The organism is Neorhizobium sp. LMR1-1-1.1 (genome assembly GCF_040675795.1).
GTDB lineage: Bacteria > Pseudomonadota > Alphaproteobacteria > Rhizobiales > Rhizobiaceae > Neorhizobium > Neorhizobium cellulosilyticum.
The window spans coordinates 46592-64092 of record NZ_JBEGHE010000024.1; the positions used below are offsets into that span (position 1 = coordinate 46592).

20 protein-coding genes and 3 pseudogenes are annotated in these 17501 nt (G+C 61.0%); 6 read left to right on the forward strand and 17 right to left on the reverse strand.

The window, feature by feature from the left end:
- Positions 1–61: 61 nt before the first annotated feature.
- Genes MRBLMR1_RS13015 through MRBLMR1_RS13025 form a run of 3 tightly spaced genes read right to left on the reverse strand, consistent with a single transcriptional unit; the run spans position 62 to position 3223 of the window.
- Complete coding sequence (locus MRBLMR1_RS13015) at positions 62–958, reverse strand: efflux RND transporter periplasmic adaptor subunit (RefSeq protein WP_500064979.1); 897 nt, start codon at positions 956–958, stop codon at positions 62–64.
- Positions 955–1170 carry a DUF1656 domain-containing protein gene (locus tag MRBLMR1_RS13020; protein ID WP_500064981.1) on the reverse strand — a complete coding sequence of 72 codons (216 nt, stop codon included), beginning with the start codon at positions 1168–1170 and terminating at the stop codon, positions 955–957. The genes MRBLMR1_RS13015 and MRBLMR1_RS13020 overlap by 4 nt, the downstream gene beginning before the upstream one ends.
- Positions 1160–3223, reverse strand: coding sequence for an FUSC family protein (locus MRBLMR1_RS13025; protein WP_500064983.1), 2064 nt, complete (start codon positions 3221–3223; stop codon positions 1160–1162). Before MRBLMR1_RS13025 ends, MRBLMR1_RS13020 begins: the two co-directional genes overlap by 11 nt.
- Before the next feature lie 125 nt (positions 3224–3348).
- Here MRBLMR1_RS13025 and MRBLMR1_RS13030 point away from each other — a divergent pair, with 125 nt between their 5' ends.
- Positions 3349–4155, forward strand: a complete 807-nt coding sequence (locus MRBLMR1_RS13030; protein WP_112524473.1) for an AraC family transcriptional regulator — start codon at positions 3349–3351, stop codon at positions 4153–4155.
- Between the two features lie 77 nt (positions 4156–4232).
- On the opposite strand, the gene MRBLMR1_RS13035 is transcribed toward MRBLMR1_RS13030, so the two are convergent.
- From MRBLMR1_RS13035 to MRBLMR1_RS13075, 9 genes are all read right to left on the reverse strand, one after another.
- Positions 4233–6305, reverse strand: a complete 2073-nt coding sequence (locus MRBLMR1_RS13035; protein ID WP_500064986.1) for a relaxase/mobilization nuclease domain-containing protein — start codon at positions 6303–6305, stop codon at positions 4233–4235.
- Between the two features lie 313 nt (positions 6306–6618).
- Entirely contained in the window at positions 6619–7329 is a 711-nt protein-coding gene (locus MRBLMR1_RS13040; protein WP_500064988.1) for a lytic transglycosylase domain-containing protein, read from the reverse strand.
- A 4-nt stretch (positions 7330–7333) separates the two neighbouring features.
- Positions 7334–7669: a DUF736 domain-containing protein gene (locus MRBLMR1_RS13045; RefSeq protein WP_500064990.1), complete on the reverse strand. Its 336-nt coding sequence runs from the start codon at positions 7667–7669 to the stop codon at positions 7334–7336.
- Between the two features lie 35 nt (positions 7670–7704).
- Positions 7705–8250, reverse strand: a complete 546-nt coding sequence (locus tag MRBLMR1_RS13050; RefSeq protein WP_500064992.1) for a S26 family signal peptidase — start codon at positions 8248–8250, stop codon at positions 7705–7707.
- A complete protein-coding gene (locus tag MRBLMR1_RS13055; RefSeq protein WP_500064994.1) occupies positions 8247–8765 on the reverse strand; it encodes a DUF2840 domain-containing protein in 519 nt (172 codons plus the stop codon). Before MRBLMR1_RS13055 ends, MRBLMR1_RS13050 begins: the two co-directional genes overlap by 4 nt.
- Positions 8762–9016 (reverse strand): hypothetical protein, encoded by a 255-nt coding sequence (locus MRBLMR1_RS13060; RefSeq protein WP_500064996.1) that lies wholly within the window; start codon positions 9014–9016, stop codon positions 8762–8764. Before MRBLMR1_RS13060 ends, MRBLMR1_RS13055 begins: the two co-directional genes overlap by 4 nt.
- On the reverse strand, positions 9013–9666 hold the full coding sequence (gene parA / locus MRBLMR1_RS13065) for a ParA family partition ATPase (RefSeq protein WP_500064997.1): 654 nt from the start codon (positions 9664–9666) through the stop codon (positions 9013–9015). The genes MRBLMR1_RS13060 and parA overlap by 4 nt, the downstream gene beginning before the upstream one ends.
- Positions 9663–10754, reverse strand: a complete 1092-nt coding sequence (locus MRBLMR1_RS13070) for a replication initiator protein A (RefSeq protein WP_500064999.1) — start codon at positions 10752–10754, stop codon at positions 9663–9665. Before MRBLMR1_RS13070 ends, parA begins: the two co-directional genes overlap by 4 nt.
- Positions 10755–11027: a helix-turn-helix transcriptional regulator gene (locus MRBLMR1_RS13075; RefSeq protein ID WP_500065001.1), complete on the reverse strand. Its 273-nt coding sequence runs from the start codon at positions 11025–11027 to the stop codon at positions 10755–10757.
- Positions 11028–11497: 470 nt separating this feature from the next.
- On the opposite strand from MRBLMR1_RS13075, the gene MRBLMR1_RS13080 reads away from it, so the two are divergent.
- Positions 11498–11788 (forward strand): DNA -binding domain-containing protein, encoded by a 291-nt coding sequence (locus MRBLMR1_RS13080; protein WP_500065003.1) that lies wholly within the window; start codon positions 11498–11500, stop codon positions 11786–11788.
- Between the two features lie 7 nt (positions 11789–11795).
- On the opposite strand, the gene MRBLMR1_RS13085 is transcribed toward MRBLMR1_RS13080, so the two are convergent.
- Positions 11796–12437 (reverse strand): DUF2285 domain-containing protein, encoded by a 642-nt coding sequence (locus MRBLMR1_RS13085; RefSeq protein WP_500065005.1) that lies wholly within the window; start codon positions 12435–12437, stop codon positions 11796–11798.
- Complete coding sequence (locus tag MRBLMR1_RS13090; protein ID WP_500065019.1) at positions 12376–12579, reverse strand: transcriptional regulator domain-containing protein; 204 nt, start codon at positions 12577–12579, stop codon at positions 12376–12378. The genes MRBLMR1_RS13085 and MRBLMR1_RS13090 overlap by 62 nt, the downstream gene beginning before the upstream one ends.
- Before the next feature lie 170 nt (positions 12580–12749).
- Here MRBLMR1_RS13090 and MRBLMR1_RS13095 point away from each other — a divergent pair, with 170 nt between their 5' ends.
- Entirely contained in the window at positions 12750–12911 is a 162-nt protein-coding gene (locus MRBLMR1_RS13095; protein ID WP_500065007.1) for a hypothetical protein, read from the forward strand.
- A gap of 79 nt (positions 12912–12990) precedes the next feature.
- Here MRBLMR1_RS13095 and MRBLMR1_RS13100 read toward each other — a convergent pair whose 3' ends face one another.
- The 3 genes and pseudogenes from MRBLMR1_RS13100 to MRBLMR1_RS13110 form a co-directional block, all read right to left on the reverse strand.
- Positions 12991–13317, reverse strand: coding sequence for a DUF736 domain-containing protein (locus MRBLMR1_RS13100; RefSeq protein WP_500065009.1), 327 nt, complete (start codon positions 13315–13317; stop codon positions 12991–12993).
- Between the two features lie 749 nt (positions 13318–14066).
- Positions 14067–14210, reverse strand: a pseudogene (locus tag MRBLMR1_RS13105) (SDR family oxidoreductase); the annotation flags it as partial.
- Between the two features lie 144 nt (positions 14211–14354).
- Positions 14355–14900, reverse strand: a complete 546-nt coding sequence (locus tag MRBLMR1_RS13110) for a hypothetical protein (protein WP_500065011.1) — start codon at positions 14898–14900, stop codon at positions 14355–14357.
- Positions 14901–15169: 269 nt separating this feature from the next.
- Here MRBLMR1_RS13110 and tnpA point away from each other — a divergent pair, with 269 nt between their 5' ends.
- The 3 genes and pseudogenes from tnpA to tnpC all read left to right on the forward strand — a co-directional run.
- On the forward strand, positions 15170–15556 hold the full coding sequence (gene tnpA, locus MRBLMR1_RS13115; protein WP_500065013.1) for an IS66-like element accessory protein TnpA: 387 nt from the start codon (positions 15170–15172) through the stop codon (positions 15554–15556).
- Positions 15553–15905, forward strand: a pseudogene (tnpB, locus tag MRBLMR1_RS13120) (IS66 family insertion sequence element accessory protein TnpB). Before tnpA ends, tnpB begins: the two are co-directional and overlap by 4 nt.
- A 68-nt stretch (positions 15906–15973) precedes the next feature.
- A pseudogene (gene tnpC, locus MRBLMR1_RS13125) lies at positions 15974–17392 on the forward strand (IS66 family transposase); the annotation flags it as partial.
- Positions 17393–17501: the final 109 nt, after the last annotated feature.

Sequence of the window (17501 nt, forward strand, 5' to 3'; positions counted from 1 at the left end):
CGTCGTTTATCGCTGCCATGAAGTTCGACAGTATACAGGGAACGGCCGAGTGATATGGCCATCATGGCCGCTCTCTCGTTCCTGCCTCAGCATCTGAGGCTAATATCTCAACCGTTGCCGTCATACCCGCCGCTAGTTCCACACCGGACGGCGCCCGATCAATCTTGATGCGTACCGGGATGCGCTGGGCAAGCCGCACCCAGGAAAAGGTTGCAGCCACATTGGGCAGGCCGAGATGGCCGGGCGCATCGTTGCTGTTCTCGATTCCCCGACTGAGGCTTTCGACATGACCAGTGACTGGCTGATCAAAACCCATCAGCATGATGTGAGCCTGGTCGCCAACGCGGATTTGTCGGATCTTCGTCTCCTCGAAATAACCGGTGATCCAGAAGCTGGCGGCGTCGAGGACGGCGACCTTCGTCACACCAGCCGTCGCATAGTCGCCCGGCCGAAGCCTCAGATTAGTGACATAACCGTCGACCGGGGCGCGGACAGTCGAGCGGACAAGATTGAGCTTGGCCAGATCGAGCGCCGCCACCGCTGACTGATAGGCGGCGCCGGCGACCGCAGCCGCGCCACTCGATTGCTGGACCGCCTCCTGGGAGACGACGCCCTTGAGCTGGCCATGCCGCCGCGCCGTCGCCTGACGAACGATCATATCCTGGCGTTTGGCTTCGACCTCAGCCTCAGCCAACGAAACTGCCAACCTGAGCCGTTCGGGGTCGATCTCGTAAAGGATGTCGCCCCGACGCACATATTGATTATCAATAACGGAAACTGCGCTGACGGTGCCAGAGACTTCCGGTGCGATCTGTACGACATCGACGCCAACCCGTCCGTCGCGGGTCCAGGGCGTCCGCTCGTAGTGGTTCCACACCTTCAGCGCGATAAAAGCGGAGACGGCGACGAGGCAAAGGGTCAGGGCATAGCGCCCAAGCAGGGATAGGACAGGTTTCAAGGCAGGAGTCCGATCGATGGCAGGTACTGCACGAGCAGACCGTAGATGATGACAAAAGTGGCGAGTTCGACCAGCGGCCGATAAGCGAACCGGCGATTGAGACCCGAGGCGGCAAGCAGGCGGAGCACTGCCATGGTGGCAACCAGAGCGACGAACGCGACAACCACAAGGCCGGGGATCAGGACGCCGCCGATATTGAGATCAACGATCATCGGTCGTGATCCTCCTATCTACTTGAGAGCCAAGCGAGAACCGCAGGTCGATAAGCAGATCGACAATCTGCAGGCGGTTCCTGAGCACGCTGTCGGCCGTCTTCTCGATCAAGGTCTCTATCCGCTTATCGAGGTCGAGGAGGTCGGACGGCGTTGACGGCGTCCGGCCACTGAAGCGTCCGGCAATGACTGATAGAAGCTCTCTTAGTTCGACGCTGGCCTCGCCTTTGATCTGCGGAATCGTCTTGCGAAGCTGTCCGGTGACATGCCCGATGCGAAGATGGTTCAGCGTGTCGTCGAGCACATCTGGATAGGCTTTGCCGGTCAGCCGCAACCTTGGCAGCAGCAAGGCTGTCCGATCAATCATCAGGCTTGTCCAGCGCGCTTCGTTAGGCGCAGCGCCAAGCGCGCGTCGGCCAACGTCCCGACGGCTCAAGCGAAGCAAGCGGTTGATCGCTCCGTCGACCGGCACGGTCTGAAACAGGGACATACTTACGGCGCCGAAGCCGACCGCAGCAAACAGCGCGATCACACTGTTGAGTGAGGTGGCGAACTCGCCTGTGTAATAGGGACCGAGAGCCGAAAGGATTGGAATAGTCAGCGTGATGCCGAGCGCCATGAAGGTTGTCGGCAGGCGTGCCTGCAAAGAGCCGGCGAACAGGAACGCCGGCGCAAGCACCGCGACAAGAACTCGGAAGTCCGTGACCTGGGGCAGGATGACGAAACTGTAGATGAGGCTGGTTAAGACCCCGTAGATTGAGCCGACGATATACTTGACAACAAACGGCACAGGCGCATCGAAATTGCCGAACAGGGTGCAGCAGACGCCAAGAATGGATACGGCCATTCCGCCCTCCGGCCAGGCCGTCCAGATCCAGAAGGCGCAGCCAATGAGAATGCCGACGATCGCGCCGAGCGCAGTGCGCCCCGCCATCCATGGATCGCGGTGATAGACATAGCCCTTCGCTCGCTTCGGTCCATGAAGCGACGTGGCATCGCGCAACCGCCCGGTCGCTGCGACGTTCCGCTCCAGCCTGTCGCAGTCCTGTAGCAGACCGACCATTTCGGCGAGATGACCTGCCAGGTTAGCTGCAAGCCTATCGTCGGGCATCGTAGCATCGGCGCCATAACGCTTCTGGACTGATCGTGCGTGCGCGATGAGTTGGGCTGTGGCAGCCTCCCGCTCTTCCGTTTCGGCGTTTGCGGCCCAGGCACCGACGTCACCGACCAAGGCGATCAGCTCACCGGGCGCATCGCTGTCGCCTAATCGAAGTGCCTCAATCCGGTCTTCGATCTCGCCTGCGAGCCACAGCAAGCGGGCAAGCCGGTCATGGATAAGTTGCAGTATCTGACGTGGAGGTGTCGGCGCCGGATCATAGGGTAGATGCGTGGCAAGTCCCTGAATTGCCAATAGGTCCGCTGCGAGTTGGTGGCGGTCTCGGCGGTTTTCTCCGGGTGTTCCACTCAGTGCATCGCCTGTCAGCCGACGAGCGTCCCGCAGCGTGGCCGATAGCTTGCCGGTGAACTGGCAGGTCATGCGTTTCGGCACGATGTAGCGATGGATCAGGACTGCGCACAGAATCCCGATTGAGATTTCTTGAACGCGCACCGACGCTGTCTCGAAAATCGCGCCTGGATCAAGCACACTCGGGAACCCGATCAGGCTTGCGGTATAGCCGGCAAGAACAAAGGCATAAGCGCGCGGTGTGCGATCAAGCAGCGAGAAAAACAGGCACAGTCCGATCCAGGCCGCAAGCACGACGCTGCACACCATCGGATCGTTCACGAAGTTGGGAACGATCGCGACCGTTGCTATGGCGCCGACCAGGGTCCCGGCGAAGCGATAGACACCACGGCTAAAGGACGCCCCGGCGGATGTCTGTGAGACGATGTAGACAGTTACGATGGCCCAGAACGGCTTGGGAAGCCCGATCCGCAGCGAAATGTAGTAGGCCAGCATCGCCGCAGCGAAACTCTTCGCCGAAAACAGAATCGCATCCGCATCCGCCTTCAAGGTGGGCGTGCGCAGGAAGCTCGTCCCAGCTTTGACCATGGCTGCAAGGGTCTTGTTTAAGGGGGGTATGAGCTTAGCGGTGTTCATGCCGCTAGTTGTGATCGATTTGCAAAAGCAAATAAATTCGATATCTTGACATAAAATACCTAAAATTGGCCATTCTCATGTCGCTATCGCGATCTGCTGTTTCCGTTTTCGATCCCGACCTGACGCTACTTCCTGCGGTCGCCCACAAGCTCGACTTCGCGGATCATGAGGCGGAAGTGCCTCTGCACGTACATCGCAAGGGGCAGTTGATCCTCGCTCTGCACGGAGCTGTTACCTGCACTGCGGGCAACGAAATCTGGATCGTGCCGCCCAATTGCGGTGTGTGGATTCCGGGCGGCGTGCCCCATAGTGCACGCGCAACCGCCAATGCCCGGCTCAACTATCTGTTCGTCGAACCGGGGTCTGCCAAACTGCCTGAAAACAGCTGCACGCTGGCAGTTTCCCCAATGATCCGCGAAATGGTCGATCGGCTTGCTCGCGAGCGTGCGGACTATCACGCCGACAGCCATGCCGCCCGCATCGCGCGGGTGATCCTCGACGAACTCGTGCAGATGCCGCATGAGCGGTTCAATCTGCCAATTTCCAGCCATCCGAAAATCCGAGCGATGGCAGACGCTCTAACAACCGAGCCTTCCGATCGCAGCACGCTGAGCGATTGGGGGAACCGGGTCGCGATGAGCGACAGATCATTAGCTCGGCTGCTGATACGGGAGACAGGACTGACGTTTGGACGTTGGAGACAGCAACTCCATCTGGTTGTCGCACTTCGTGAGCTCGCAAGTGGTGAGAGCGTTCAGAATGTTGCGGCGACACTGGGATACGATTCCGTGAATTCGTTTATCACGATGTTCAAGAAGGCTCTCGGCAGCACGCCGGCGCAGTATTTTGCGATCCGAAATCCACCGACTGCTAAATCTGCTTAAGTCATGCGCCTGGCACCGGCTGGTGCGGCACAAGAAAAAGTGGCGCAAACGTTTTGCAAGCGATTGAACAGAAGCTCCTACAATCCCAAGCCCCGGTGCCGTCCAAGCTGCCACGACACTGATCCGCCCTGCACAATTCCGGCAACCTCTCGGCCAAGTTGGCGGTCGATGACAGGTCGCCATGGGACAAGGGTGAACTCATGGCTCTTTTCGACAATGGCGAACTTGCCGCTCGATAGCTGTGCGATCCCGGTGAACTTGCCACTGACATGTTCGCCATCGGCAGCCGCACGGAACGGCAATCCCTTACTCCCGCCCATTTCCGCACCGACGCGGGCGACTTCGCGCTCTCGCAGCGTGGCGAGAAGGCTGCGCCGATAGAAGATGCGGCCATCCCGCGCTCGGGTGGCATCGCCCTGTGCGATATGATGCTCACGGCGCTGGTCCACCGCCTCGCGTACCTGCTGACCGAACCCAGCCGGGGAAAGATCCGAAGCGTCCGGCGTCACCAGTCTCCGGTCCAGCCAGGTCGCACCATCGGCGCCGATCTGCTTTTCCAGATCGAAGGTCGAGACGACACGGATGCTGGCCTGCCGGTTGCGACCGGCATCATAGGCGGTGGCGCGGCTCTCGAAGTCATCGGGGATGCGCCACTGGTCAGCGTCGATCCGCTCAGCGATCCCTGCGCGGCGCAGCGCCTCCAACCTCCGGACATGGGCATCGACATAGCCTTTGTAGTCACCGCCAGGCACACCTCCCTCGAACTTCGCCTGTTCCAGATGGCGGCTCGGTCGGTAGATACCATTCTCCGAGATCACAGCGATGGTGTGATCAGAGGGACGTTGCGCCGTGTCGGCGGGACCGACTTCCACGATGCTGCCGATCCGGGCGTCTTCGACGTGGGCCGGATCAATTCCGGGAATATGGTGTGTTCGCCCGTCGATGCCGTCCACCACGAGCGTCAGCTTCTCGCCCATCTCGTCGGTGAGATATTTGTCCACGACGCGGCCGGTGATGGGGACCGCAGGTGCTGCATCGTGAAGCTGGAAGGTCATCGGATCACGCTCCTGCCCATCGGCCTTCAGCGCCTTGTGCATGTTGCGGATGATGTCGCCGCGCTCTCCGAGTTCACGCAGCGCCGGCTCCATCTTCGCGCCAAGTTCCCAGACGCCGGGGGCATGTTCCGTGGCCAATCCCATCTTTTCCAGTTTGGCGAGACGGCGCAGGCGAAGCGTGCGGTTGAACTGGCGGCGTGCATCGGCCGGTTCATGGCGCAGATCAAGGAGCCGTTCGTCGGCCTCCTCGGTCATGGTGCGGTCGATGCGCGTAAAGCGGTCCTGATCGATTTCCGCAGACAGCTTGCGGCTCTGCTCGATCTCGGTCACGGGGCCGAGTTCCAGCGTGGTCAGCTCGCTTGCCCGCTCACGAATACCATTGGCGAGATAGTCGCCATTGATGACCAGGTTCTCGCCCAGATCGTCCTTGCCCCGAACGATGACATGGACATGGGGATGGCCGGTATTGTGGTGATTGACCGCCACCCAATCGAGCTTCGTGCCAAGGTCGACCTCGATGCGGTCCATCAGGTCGCGGGTGTGTTCGGTGAGGTCAGATAGATCGGCGGCATCTTCGGGGGAAACGATAAAGCGGAACTGGTGGCGATCATCCTTGCCGCGATCAAGAAAGGCATCTCCATCAGCGCGATCATCGGTCGCCGAATAGAGCTGGCCACGTTCGCCATCGCGCGAGGTCCCGTCTCGCTGGATATATCGCAGATGGGCAGCCCCTTTGCCATTGCTCCCCGCGCTCTGGACGTACCGGGTTTTGACGACGACGCGGCGCACGCCGGCCGCACTGTGACGCCAGCCGCCCGACAGGGCTCGGGCGCGGACAAAGGCCGCGCCACGGCCACGCTTGACGCCCGGAACTTTGCCAGCCCGCGATGCCTTCCCGCTCTTTCCGGACGAACCAGATGAAGGCGACGAGGACGTCCGTGATGCGAATGATGATGATCTGCCGGGGCTGTTGCTATGCTGACGCGCCAGCTTCTTCGCCTGCGTCAGAAAGCTCTTCGCCTTGCCCGCCTTCGGCACGTCGGACTTGATCCGACCTGGCCTCGGGCGAAAGCGGCTCTCGTAGTCGGCGCTCATGAGAGCACCCCACGCGGTTTGGGCACGCAAAAGGCTGATAATCGGCTGTAGTGCCGGTCAAAACCCAACAAATCCAAGGCTCTACGCCATATCGCGGCACGCGAGGCCCAAAAGCAGGGTGCCGTGCGCGGCACCCCAAAACAGTGTGCAGACAAGGGCTTGCCCAGAAACCGGCCCGATAGGGTGCCTGTTTCCTTTATCTTGCCCTCCGCCTTCCCTGCCCTTTTTGCCCTTCCTGCCGGGAATGCAGCCAGGCGCCCCCTTGCCTGACTGCACACCGGAAGCGGACCGAAAGCGCGTGGAGACGCCATGCTCATGGCGCATCTCCATTGCTCGCACGGGCCACGAATATGCCGCCGTCCTGCGGTTCCTGATCGACGGAAACGCTCATAGGAACGGTTGCGCGGACGTCATTCGACGGCTGATTGGCCGCAACCGAATTGCCGCTGGATTGCGCAACAAAGAGCGGAGCTTCGCGCCAATCCGGCGGTGGCGGCGGCACAATCGTCGGCACATCAGGCGCAGTCGCAAGCCCAAGAACAGGTGCAAGCGTGGCTACATAGGCGCGTGTTTCTGCGGGCAAAGTGCGGCCTGTCGCCAGATGCTCATCATAGCGACCGGGACCGGCATTGTAGGCGGCAAGCATGGCCGCGACATCGCCATAGCGGTCCCACATCTCGCGCAGATACGCCGTACCTGCGAGGATGTTGTCGCGCGGATCGTAAGGATCGCGCCCGAGGCCATGGCGGCTGCGCAGGCCCGCCCAGGTATCGGGCATGACCTGCATCAGTCCCATTGCACCCGCAGATGAGATGGCGCGCACATCGCCCGCACTTTCCACACGCAGCACGGCCCGAATCCAGTGCTCTGGAATGCCGAAACGCTGTGACGCCTCGGCAATGAAAGCAGCATGGGGATGCGCGGTGACAGGCGCGGGTTGCGGCGTGACCTGCGCAATGACTGGCGTCAATCCGCTGCCAGCCGACAGCAGGGCCGTGAAGAGAAGAAGTGCGCGGGATCGCATGATCTCAGTCCCGATCTTCGCGGGGCCGCGGGCGGCTCCAGTGCAGCGACCATGACGAGCCTGCATCGTCGTCGCGGAAGAGATTGGCGCGGATCGGCTGCGGCAAGGCGGGATCATCGAGCAGCACCGAGAGATATTCGCCAGCCTTTTCGCCGGTGCGTCTCCATGCAGCGCCGACCTCGGGACCGTCATCCGCACCGTGATGGACACGGTAGTCCGGCGCATTTTCGGCGTCCGAATGCTCGGCTGGCAGGATGGTAAGCTCACGAAAGAGCGTGAGCGTGTGGAGTCGCCCGGAAAAGCCCGTTTCATCGCGCGTGAACAATCCGATCTGTGTCATGAAAAATCTCCTGTCGTTGAGGTTTCGGCGTGGGTTCAATGCGTGGCCGCCCGCCATTCGTAGCGACCATCGCCTTCCCCATCGGTCCAGAGCGGGAGCGCCCGGCCGATGACGGAACTGGCGGGAACAGGTCCGAAGTAACGGCCGTCGAGGCTGTCCCGGATGTCCCAATTCATGAGGATGAGTTCACCGTCGCCGATGATACGACAGCCCTGCCAGACCGGCAGATCGCGGCCCATGCGGTCGCGCTCCAGCGCGTCCCCCATTTCGACACTATCGACGGTAATGGTCGCACCGTTGCGGCAGACGCGCTGTCCCGGCAGGCCGAGGACACGCTTCAGCAGCGGCACGCCGCGTCCGATATAGCCGCGCTCGACCATGAACCGCTCCAGCGGCTCAGACGGCATGATGGCGACCAGCTCGGGAACTTCGAGCGCATCGGCGGGAGCAACCGTGTAGAAGCCGATGGGCGCGCTGGCAGTCGCATTCCAGATCAGTCGGGTTGGCAGATCGGCAACCGCCGTGGCGACAAGCGTGCCGACGGCCAGCATGGACACGGCGAGGATATGACGGCGGCTCATGGTGCGATCCTCCGGCGGCTGACCCATGCAGCATGGCGCTCCGGGGTATAGGGATTGGGCTCCTGACCCGCACTCAAACGGTTGTGGACGTGCCGCCAATGGTCCGGCGCAACATCCGCCGGATCGACGCCAAGCGCGTCCACGCCATCAATCAGGGCCAGCACCCGCTGGACTTGTCGCCAGCCGTCGATACGCAGCAGGATCTCGCCGCCAGGACGAACGAAGGGCACGGTCTGGTACGGTTCGCCACGCCCGACAGCGCGCAGGATGTCGAGCCGCGAAACGATGGTGCCGTAATCGTTGGAGACCCAGCGGACGAAGGCGAAGATGCTTTCGGGCGCAAAACCGATCAGACTGCGGCGGCGGTCGATGATCTGCTCAAAGCTCTTGCGGCCGAAGCGTATCCATCGCTCGACCTTCTTCTTCTGGAAGGTCAGCTCGACCAATGTGGTGAACGGTGCAGGCCCGTCCGCCTGCGGATGTTCATGCGCTGCACGCACGGTTTTACCGGTCATGGCTGATCTCCTTCGTTGGGTGGAAACTCGCGGACGAGCAGCTCGCGCAGCATCACGGCGACGGTGACGCCGCGCCGGAAAGCGGCTACCTTGATGCGCCCGCGCAGTTCGGGCGCGATGTCGATGGTCAGACGGGCGGTGAACGCCTGCGTCGGCGTGTTGCCGGTTGCCAGCGCATCGGCGGTTCTGACCCAGCTATCGGGATTGCCCGGACGCGATGCGAAGCCGGATTTGACGGGTGGACGTGTCATGGCACGATCCTCCCGATACCGAGGCCATCGATCTCGGCCGCCAGCGCTGTGACCTCCTGTGCGGCCCGTTCGCCGCCATCGGTCTCCGAGACCAGTCTGCCGGTCTGTGCGGCTTCGGCGAAGGCGACACGCTGGCCGACCATCGTGGCCAGCAAGGGCGGATCATGGTCCGCCAGTGTCTCGGCCGTTTCGCGGGCGATGACGGTGCGCGCACCGCATCGGTTCAGCAGAAAGCGGGCGGACAGCTCCGGTCGATAGATGCGCGCGTCGTTCAGAAGCGCCAGCATCTCGGCTGATGCCCAGCCGTCGAAAGGAGATGGCTGCACCGGGATCAGCACCAGATCGGCTGCAAGCAGCGCTGAGCGCATCAGACCAGCGACACGGGGCGGACCATCAATGACGACATGATCGGCGTCGCGCGCCAGTTCCGGCGCTTCCCTGTGCAGGGTATCGCGGGCAAGGCCGATGACGGTGAACAGCCTTGGCAGCCCTTCATGGCTGCGCCGCTCCGACCAGTCGAGTGCGGAGCCTTGCGGGTCGGCATCGATCAGGATGACCCGCTTGCCTTGCGCAGCCCAGGCTCCGGCAAGATGCAGCGCCAGCGTGGTCTTGCCCACGCCGCCTTTCTGATTGAGGAGCGCGACGATCATGGCGTACCCCGCCCAGGTCGGCGGGAAGTGGCACTGGCACCGTGCCTTTCATGCGCGCGCGTCAAAGAAGAAAAGTTAGATTCTACGTTAGATTCTAAGTTAGCAGTCGGATTCTGCTTTTCGTTCCAGAGACTTAACTGGGGTTCGTGCGCCTGATGTGCCGATAGTGCTGCGCCTGATGTACCGATGCCCTTTGCGCCTGATGTACCGACGGTATCCACAATGTTATCCACAGGCACTGTGGATAGATTTTCAGGACGGATTCGCAGCAGTTCGCGGCGGTCTTCGCGCAGGATCTTGAGCCTGTAGCCGGGCAGCGGCTGGCGGGCCGCGATGTGGCGCAGGTCCAGTGCAAAGTCCGATGGCCGGGCCATGCTGCCGGATTTCTGGTAAAGGTGCGCAACCTCGAACAGCCAGCCATGCGGTTGATGTCCGGCATGTTTGCGGGCGACACGGTAGAGCCAGCGCTCGATACCGCCTGTCAGCCGGAAATAATCCGGGTCGATGGTGAGGACCAGCGAATGGTCAAGGACGCTGTTGTAGAACCATTCTGGCAGGACAAACTCCATGCCCTCTACGCGCCCGTCGCGCGTGGTCATCTCTTCCCATTCGTTGATCCAGGAGAACTGGCGGCGGCGCCAATGCTTGCCGTTACGGATCGTCGTGGCGACGACCGTGGATTGCAGCCGTGCAAGCGCTGCCTTCAGCAGCAGATATTGCCGGTTTCCGGTGTCGCGGCCGATGGCGCGCAGCAGATGATAGGGTGTGAAGCGGAAGAAACGGGATGTCTTGATGCCGTTGTTTTCGGCGGCGACGATCTGGCTTGCAGCCCAGATCAGCACATCAGCATCCCAGATCGTCGCCATTCCATGTTCGGGCATGCCGAACACCTGCACCTCGACATCGGCGGTCTTGTAGAGGATGGGCTTCGTGCGCGGCGTCTTCGCCAGCGAGAAGAAAGGCCGTTCCATCAGATCGCGCTGGTCGCGCGGACTGGCATCGCCGGTTGCGACCACGAAGGGATCGAGGTGGCTGCGCTCGCTGCCGCCTTCTCGCCGCAGGGCGTCAGGGTGATCGACGCGCCGCATTCAGAGCTTGCTCCGCTCTTCAGGTGTCAGCGGGCGAGCCGGAAAGACCGTGCCGGCATCCTTGTCACTGGTGGATTTGCGTGCGCCGATGTCGACCCAGGACTGAAGATCCTCGACGGTATAGAGGACGCGGCCGCCGATTTTGCGATAGGTCGGGCCGGTCCCGTAGGTCCGGTGCTTTTCCAGCGTGCGAAGAGAAATACCGAGGAAACGTGCAGCTTCCTGAGTGCGTAGCATGCGCGGTGGCATTTCTGTGTTGCGGCGCTCGGCCATGAGATCACCTCCGGTTCGTCAGGTTGATGCGGCTGCCGGAGACGGCGGCGCGCTATGGCGAACCATGGGAAGTGATCGGCGGCGTGTAGCGTGCCGCATTTGCGCCTATACGCAGACGGCACCCCCGAAAGGGGCTATGTCAGCGTGAAAAGACGTGAGATTTCAGCAACTCAGCGAGGCCGATGCGGATTCGCCCAAGACATCCGCACGCAGTTCGGCTATGAATACAGACGGAGCAGACGCACTGCTCCGGGGGCGTAGTAACCCCTGACTAGCGGTTGGTGTCGGCCGTGACGGCACCATACTCCTTGACCCTATGGTCGGGGAGCCTGTGGCGTATGCAACAGGCTTTCCAGCTAAAGGCCATGGGGCCGTCTAGTCACGGTTACTAACTCCCCGATCACCAGGAGTCAGAGAGTTTTATTGCGGGGGCGAACCGCGGAAACTCTTCTGAAAGAAGGGGAATATCCGTGAAAGCACCTGTCGAAATTGACCCCGATGTGGATGATCTAGCCCCGTTCGGCCATGTCATTACCGCTTATGACGAGCAGCACTTTGTGACCTATCTGCGTATTCTGGACGCCAAGTCCGAGGAAGCCGATTGGAAGGAAGTGGCGCGAATTGTTCTGCACCGCGATCCGGCATCAGATGAGATGCGAACCCGGCGATGCTGGCAGAGCCATCTGGAGCGCGCCCAATGGCTGTCGCGGGAAGGTTACAGGCAAATACTGGAACAGGCTGCGGCAAACAGGAATCGGTGAGATCGCCTCAGTCGCCTTTTGATCGCGGCGCGGGTTTGACCGGATATTGCAAAAGCAGCCGATAGCCGCCGCGCATCATCCTGACACCGTGGGCAACAAGACGACGTGCCTTGTTCTTGCGCGGATCAGTCTCGAAGTCTTCCTTGTTGCCACGGAAGCCGAGCAGGACTTCGGCAACGGCGCGATAGCTTTCGCCGTGCAGCCGTGCGTCCAGCGCCCGTAGCGACAGAAGGTGCCATTGCCGAAGCTGCGCTGGCATGGCGCGAATATCCGGCCCCGGAGAGCGGCCTGTCAGGCACCTCCAGAGGCGGCGGGCCGCATGGGCGCGTAATTCCATGAACTCGTCCATGGGCAGGATTGCAGCGTAGAAAGCTGCCGCATTGATCGAGCCCCGCGGCAGCCAGAATTGATGCTCCATTCCACCGATACGCCAGATTGCGTGCCAGCCATCCGGCGCGCGGCGCAGGATCAGGCCATCAAGATGTGCAAGAGCGACAAGCCGCCCGCCATCGGCATCGTTCTGCTCGACCGGAGACAGAATGATGGCCTGCGGATTGAAATGCGGCGACCAGAAAGGCGGTGCGCCGTCAGGCTGCGCGTCGGGGTCGTGTGCGAAATCGTACCCCCCAGCGGGAAGCAAAGGCGTCAACCTCTTCTCCCGCGGGTTCTCTCCTCTGCGCGAGTCTCTTGACGTCATGGCGATAGTCTTCGTTACGACGAAGATATTCCCAGGCGAAAACCGGCGGGCGGAAGGTCTTTAATGCGTTTATAGGCCGCCGGAGTACGCCAATCTATGCTCTGCATGGCGCGTCCTCCCAAAGCCGAACGGCACTAGGCCTTGTCCGACCTGAAAAGGCTGCGGCATCGACTGGCTTTGCGGTAGCGTGCCTAGCGCGATAAGTGGATCGCCTAATACGATCAATCGATTAAAGAATCTCTCGGTAGAACTGTTGCGCATCGCATGGGAGACACCCTGGCGACATTCTCATATCAGGGCGACAAGGCGGCCGCCCATTACGGGCAGCTCGGCGCACACGCCCGCAGCGAGGGGCTGATCGCGGTGGCGAACAATATGAAGGAGTTCGTCCGCACGCCCGGCGCGCGGGTGGAGAACCGGGTGTAGCGGTTGCGGTTGGCGTGACGGCTTTCCTGCGGGTATGAGAAAGGCCCCGACCTTGCGGTCGGGGCCTTTGTGCCGCGCCTCAGTCGCCGCGGCGACCGTTGGGGCGAGACCAGATGAGGGAGAAGGTGTCGCCTTCTTCGTCATCGAAGAGGTTGGCGTAGATCGGGGCGTTGAAGCTCGGATCGTCAAGCTTGAGGCCCAGATAGTCGCGGCCTTCGTTGGAGCGCTTGGACCAGGCGGCGCCGATCTCGGCGCGGCCGACCAGAACCCGGTGGCTGGGGGCGTTCTCGCCGGTGGCGCGCAGGTCGGGAACGATGCGCACGCCTTTGGCCTTGACGCTCAGGGTGACGATTTCGCCGGTGAAGTCGCTTGAATCAGTCTTCTTGAAGGTGCCGATGGTTGCCATTTTAAGTCTCCGTTTTCCGTTTCCGAGCCCGCACCATTGCGGCCTCTATGGCGATCGACCGGCCGGAGACGAACGCTGGCGCACCCCCTTTGGGGGCTGGACAGCACAGGAGGAACTTTCTTGTTCCGCGCGGAATGGCGGCTCTGCCGTCAGGGGAAGAAAGTTGTGACGACGCTGTTGCGCTAACGCGGTTGAAGCGCATCGCGCTGTTCTTCGGCCAGATCAGGCCATTGAAGAGGCGGTTGGAGCGGTCGAGACACGGGGGCTGAACGGAGACGTGGCAATCTCGCGGCCCATCATGATGACCAGACGGGCAACACCGGCCTTGCCTGTCGCCGTGCGTTTCAGGCCATGCGCATCTGTCTTCCCGGCCTATTCTACCTGCATTGCCCCCAACCGGGTTCTGGTCAGTCCGCGAACGCTGATGCCGACCGCCCCGCGCTCCTATGGGCCGAGTCTGTGCCTCACGCTGATCCGATAATCGCCCGCTATCTACTACCATGCTCCTGACGAAGATGGCAGAAGAACCGTATCTCGGTCTGGTCCTCCATCAACGGATCACTGCGGTTTAAGTGGATGCGAGGTTTCCGTCCGCAGGCCCGGTGACCGCCATGCCCACTACGGGTAGCAAAGCAGTTGTGCTATAAGGGAGGCAATGACTGCTTCGTGGGACAAAGCTGCCGTTTGCGCATACAGCATTTACGTTGGCTTCTACCGCAGTTGGATCGTTCAGCGGGGCCGTGTTCACGTCACCGGCACGTTCCCCCATCGATTACATGTTCGGTCCCGGTGATCGAGGCGGCGCGGTCCGAGGCAAGAAAAGCGATCAGGTCGGCGACCTCTTCCGGCGCGGCGGGACGCCCCGGTGGAATGCCGCCGAGCGATTTCATGATCACCCCTACCGCCTCATCATAGGAAGTCCCGGACTCCTCGGCGATGCGGCAGCGCCTGCCGGAAAATGTTAGCCGAAAACTCCAACTTCAAACAGTCCAATTCTCAGGGGGCAGAGCAGCTGCCGCAAGTCGCGGTCGCCCTTATCACCCCGCCTGGAGTGCCTCTCGGAGGTTGATTGACTCGTGATTACCCATTTTAAAATGGTATTGAAGCGTTCTGCCCGCCAAATCATCCATGAGGTTCACAGCCATAGAGGCTACTGCGTCAAACTTGACTGGTCGATCAATGACACGAGGTACGACGGACGCGTCGGTGTTCACGTGGGACATGTAATGGTTTCTGTGCCCTACCTTCAACTCGCTGACCGCGTCTCGGTATCCTTTGACTTTCACTTTGAGCGCCTTAGAGCGCTTTGGATCGAGTACGTTTTCCCGGCTCAGGGCGCTGAGCAGCGTTTGGAATGACCGGTTATTTTTAGTGTCATCGTCCAGCGCGGTCAGTCGCATCACGATATCGCGGACAGCGCTATCCAACAGCATGAACTCGATGCACATGTGTTCTCGTGACCATTGCCCAAGTCCCTCCAGCCTGGCCCTCACCTTGAAGCTGTAGATCAGTATCATAAGCCAAAGAATGTCGTCTTTCAGGCCAGGCAGGATATCGGAAGAGCTATCAAATTTACTCGCCATCTTTCGAGATCGTTTCCTAAACAATTTGCACCGAGTTCAGCTTGTATGCGCCAGCTCTGCATTGCCAGCATTGTCTTGGATACTCTGCCCGCATTCGAAACGCCACTCGCGATGAAATCGTATCCACTCCCCAATTGCTAGCCAAGGCAGGTCAGTCAAAGATGTGACCCACCCTATCGATAAGGCGTAAGCGCTGTTCCGCTCCCACGTAGCGCCGTCCGCCGTAATCTGTGATCGGCTTTTCATGGACGAGCAACGGGAGTTTCTCCATGGAGACTACTTTGGAGTTTCTCACGACCAGGAAGTCTGGGCGTGAGCAGCATCGGCACTGGCCGGACGAGATCAAGGCGCAGATCGTTTCCGAGAGCCTTCGACCAGGTGCGATGGTCAATGAAGTTGCAGAGCGACATGGCCTGAAGCCGAACCACCTGTCGACCTGGCGGACGATGGCACGGCAGGGCAAGCTGGTTCTGCCAGCACCCGAGGATGCGGTGGAGTTCGCGGCAGTTGTCGTCGATCCACCCGTTGCGGAGCCGCCCATCAAGAAAGCCAGCCGTCCCGAGATCGTCGTCGGCGCTGTCACGATCCGGTTGGAAGAAGGCGCGTCCGTCTCCCGGATCGCCGCTGTCGCGCGTGCCTGCGCGGTTCCGTCATGATCTTTCCCTCGAACCGGGTTCGGATCATGGTGGCGACTAAGCCCGTCGATTTCCGCAAGGGTCACGACGGCTTGGCCGCGCTGGTCAAGAACGAGCTGCATAGGGACCCATTTACGGGGACTGTCTTCGTATTCCGATCACGCAAGGCGGACCGATTGAAGCTGATCTACTGGGATGGCAGCGGTCTGGTGATGGCCTACAAACGGCTGGAGGAGCACACGTTCACTTGGCCAGACATCCGGGACGGTCTGATGACCTTGGGGATGCCCAGTTCGAGGCGCTGTTTGCTGGGCTCGACTGGCGGCGGGTCCGCTCCGTTGAGACAAGAGCGCCAACGGCAATCGAGTAGGTGCGTCACGATGACTCGGTTCGCATATTCCGGCGGTGATACGACACGTAATTTGATAGACTTTCCCCATGTTGGACGCGGTCGATCTTCCAGACGATATTGCTGCCCTGAAGGCGATGTTGATCGCGTCGCAGCTTCGTGAAGTCCGCAAGGATGATCGGATCGAACGGCTGGAGAAACTGGTCGCCGCTTTCAAACAGGCAGCGTTCGGCCGCAAATCCGAGAAGGCCGATCCCGATTAATTCGATCTTGCTCTGGAAGACTTGGAAACGGCCATTGCGGCGATCCATGCCGAAGACGAGGCCGACAGCGCTCCAGGTAAGCCGCAACCCAAACCACGCGCCACCAATCGGGGCTCTCTTCCCGACCATCTTCCTCGTGTCGAAGAGATCATCGAGCCGGAAAGCCTGATCTGCAACTGTGGCGGCGGCTTGCATTGCATCGGTGAGGACGTGTCCGAGCGGCTGGATGTCATCCCCGCGCAGTTCCGTGTCATCGTCACCCGCCGTCGAAAATATGCCTGTCGTGCCTGCACCGATGGCGTTTCTCAGGCTCCAGCGCCATCACGATTGATCCACGCCGGATTGCCGACCGAGGCGACCATAGCGCATGTGCTGGTCTCCAAATACGCCGATCACCTGCCGCTTTATCGGCAGGCTCAGATCATGAGCCGACAGGGCATCGACCTTGATCGATCCACTCTTGCCGACTGGGTCGGCCGGGCAGCATTCGAACTTCGCCCGGTCTTCGACGCTCTCATCGCCGACCTGAAGCGGTCGACGAAGCTGTTCATGGACGAGACTCGTGCGCCAGTTCTCTATCCTGGCTCCCGCAAGACCAAGACCGGATACTTCTGGGCCTTGGCCCGTGATGATCGACCGTGGGGTGGCGGTGCGCCGCCAGGGGTAGCCTTTACCTATGCACCAGGTCGCGGCGGGCTCCATGCCGAGCGGATATTGCAAGGGTTCACAGGCATCCTTCAAGTCGATGGATACGCCGGATATAATCGCCTGATCGCACCGGAACGTGTCGGTCCCGACATCCAACTTGCCTATTGTTGGGCGCATGCTCGTCGCAAGCTGGTCGAGATCACGCGCAGCGGTTCGGCACCGATTGCCGAGGAGGGTATGAGGCGGATTGGCGAACTCTATCGGATAGAAGCGGAACTGCGCGGTCTTCCCGCCGACGCACGCCTCGCTGGGCGACAGGAACGATCAGCGCCATTGATTGCCGTCTTGCGAACTTGGCTAACGCATCATCGCGCCCGCGTCGCTGGCAAGTCGCCGCTCGGCGAAGCTCTGGCCTATATCGCCAAATACTGGGATGGCCTCTGTGTCTTCCTGACCGACGGCCGGATCGAGGTCGACAACAATACCGTCGAACGGACAATCAGGCCGATTGCATTGAACCGGAAGAATGCTCTCTTCGCAGGACACGACGCAGGAGCGGAGAACTGGGCTACTATCGCGTCGCTCATCGAGACCTGCATGTGTGGATGGCTCCCGTGATGCAAGAGGCTTATTTGATCGATGCGCGATAGTCGGCGGCTTGCATGTGTCCGGCCTACGTAAAGGCGGCATATTTGGCCGCCGGCCC

Coding starts and splice junctions, on each gene's coding strand:
- MRBLMR1_RS13020 (WP_500064981.1), bottom strand. CDS start 1,170: ATGATCGTTGATCTCAATATCGGCGGCGTCCTGATCCCCGGCCTTGTG.
- MRBLMR1_RS13025 (WP_500064983.1), bottom strand. CDS start 3,223: ATGGTCAAAGCTGGGACGAGCTTCCTGCGCACGCCCACCTTGAAGGCG.
- MRBLMR1_RS13030 (WP_112524473.1), top strand. CDS start 3,349: ATGTCGCTATCGCGATCTGCTGTTTCCGTTTTCGATCCCGACCTGACG.
- MRBLMR1_RS13035 (WP_500064986.1), bottom strand. CDS start 6,305: ATGAGCGCCGACTACGAGAGCCGCTTTCGCCCGAGGCCAGGTCGGATC.
- MRBLMR1_RS13040 (WP_500064988.1), bottom strand. CDS start 7,329: ATGCGATCCCGCGCACTTCTTCTCTTCACGGCCCTGCTGTCGGCTGGC.
- MRBLMR1_RS13045 (WP_500064990.1), bottom strand. CDS start 7,669: ATGACACAGATCGGATTGTTCACGCGCGATGAAACGGGCTTTTCCGGG.
- MRBLMR1_RS13050 (WP_500064992.1), bottom strand. CDS start 8,250: ATGAGCCGCCGTCATATCCTCGCCGTGTCCATGCTGGCCGTCGGCACG.
- MRBLMR1_RS13055 (WP_500064994.1), bottom strand. CDS start 8,765: ATGACCGGTAAAACCGTGCGTGCAGCGCATGAACATCCGCAGGCGGAC.
- MRBLMR1_RS13060 (WP_500064996.1), bottom strand. CDS start 9,016: ATGACACGTCCACCCGTCAAATCCGGCTTCGCATCGCGTCCGGGCAAT.
- parA (WP_500064997.1), bottom strand. CDS start 9,666: ATGATCGTCGCGCTCCTCAATCAGAAAGGCGGCGTGGGCAAGACCACG.
- MRBLMR1_RS13070 (WP_500064999.1), bottom strand. CDS start 10,754: ATGCGGCGCGTCGATCACCCTGACGCCCTGCGGCGAGAAGGCGGCAGC.
- MRBLMR1_RS13075 (WP_500065001.1), bottom strand. CDS start 11,027: ATGGCCGAGCGCCGCAACACAGAAATGCCACCGCGCATGCTACGCACT.
- MRBLMR1_RS13095 (WP_500065007.1), top strand. CDS start 12,750: ATGGGAGACACCCTGGCGACATTCTCATATCAGGGCGACAAGGCGGCC.
- MRBLMR1_RS13100 (WP_500065009.1), bottom strand. CDS start 13,317: ATGGCAACCATCGGCACCTTCAAGAAGACTGATTCAAGCGACTTCACC.
- MRBLMR1_RS13110 (WP_500065011.1), bottom strand. CDS start 14,900: ATGGCGAGTAAATTTGATAGCTCTTCCGATATCCTGCCTGGCCTGAAA.
- tnpA (WP_500065013.1), top strand. CDS start 15,170: ATGGAGACTACTTTGGAGTTTCTCACGACCAGGAAGTCTGGGCGTGAG.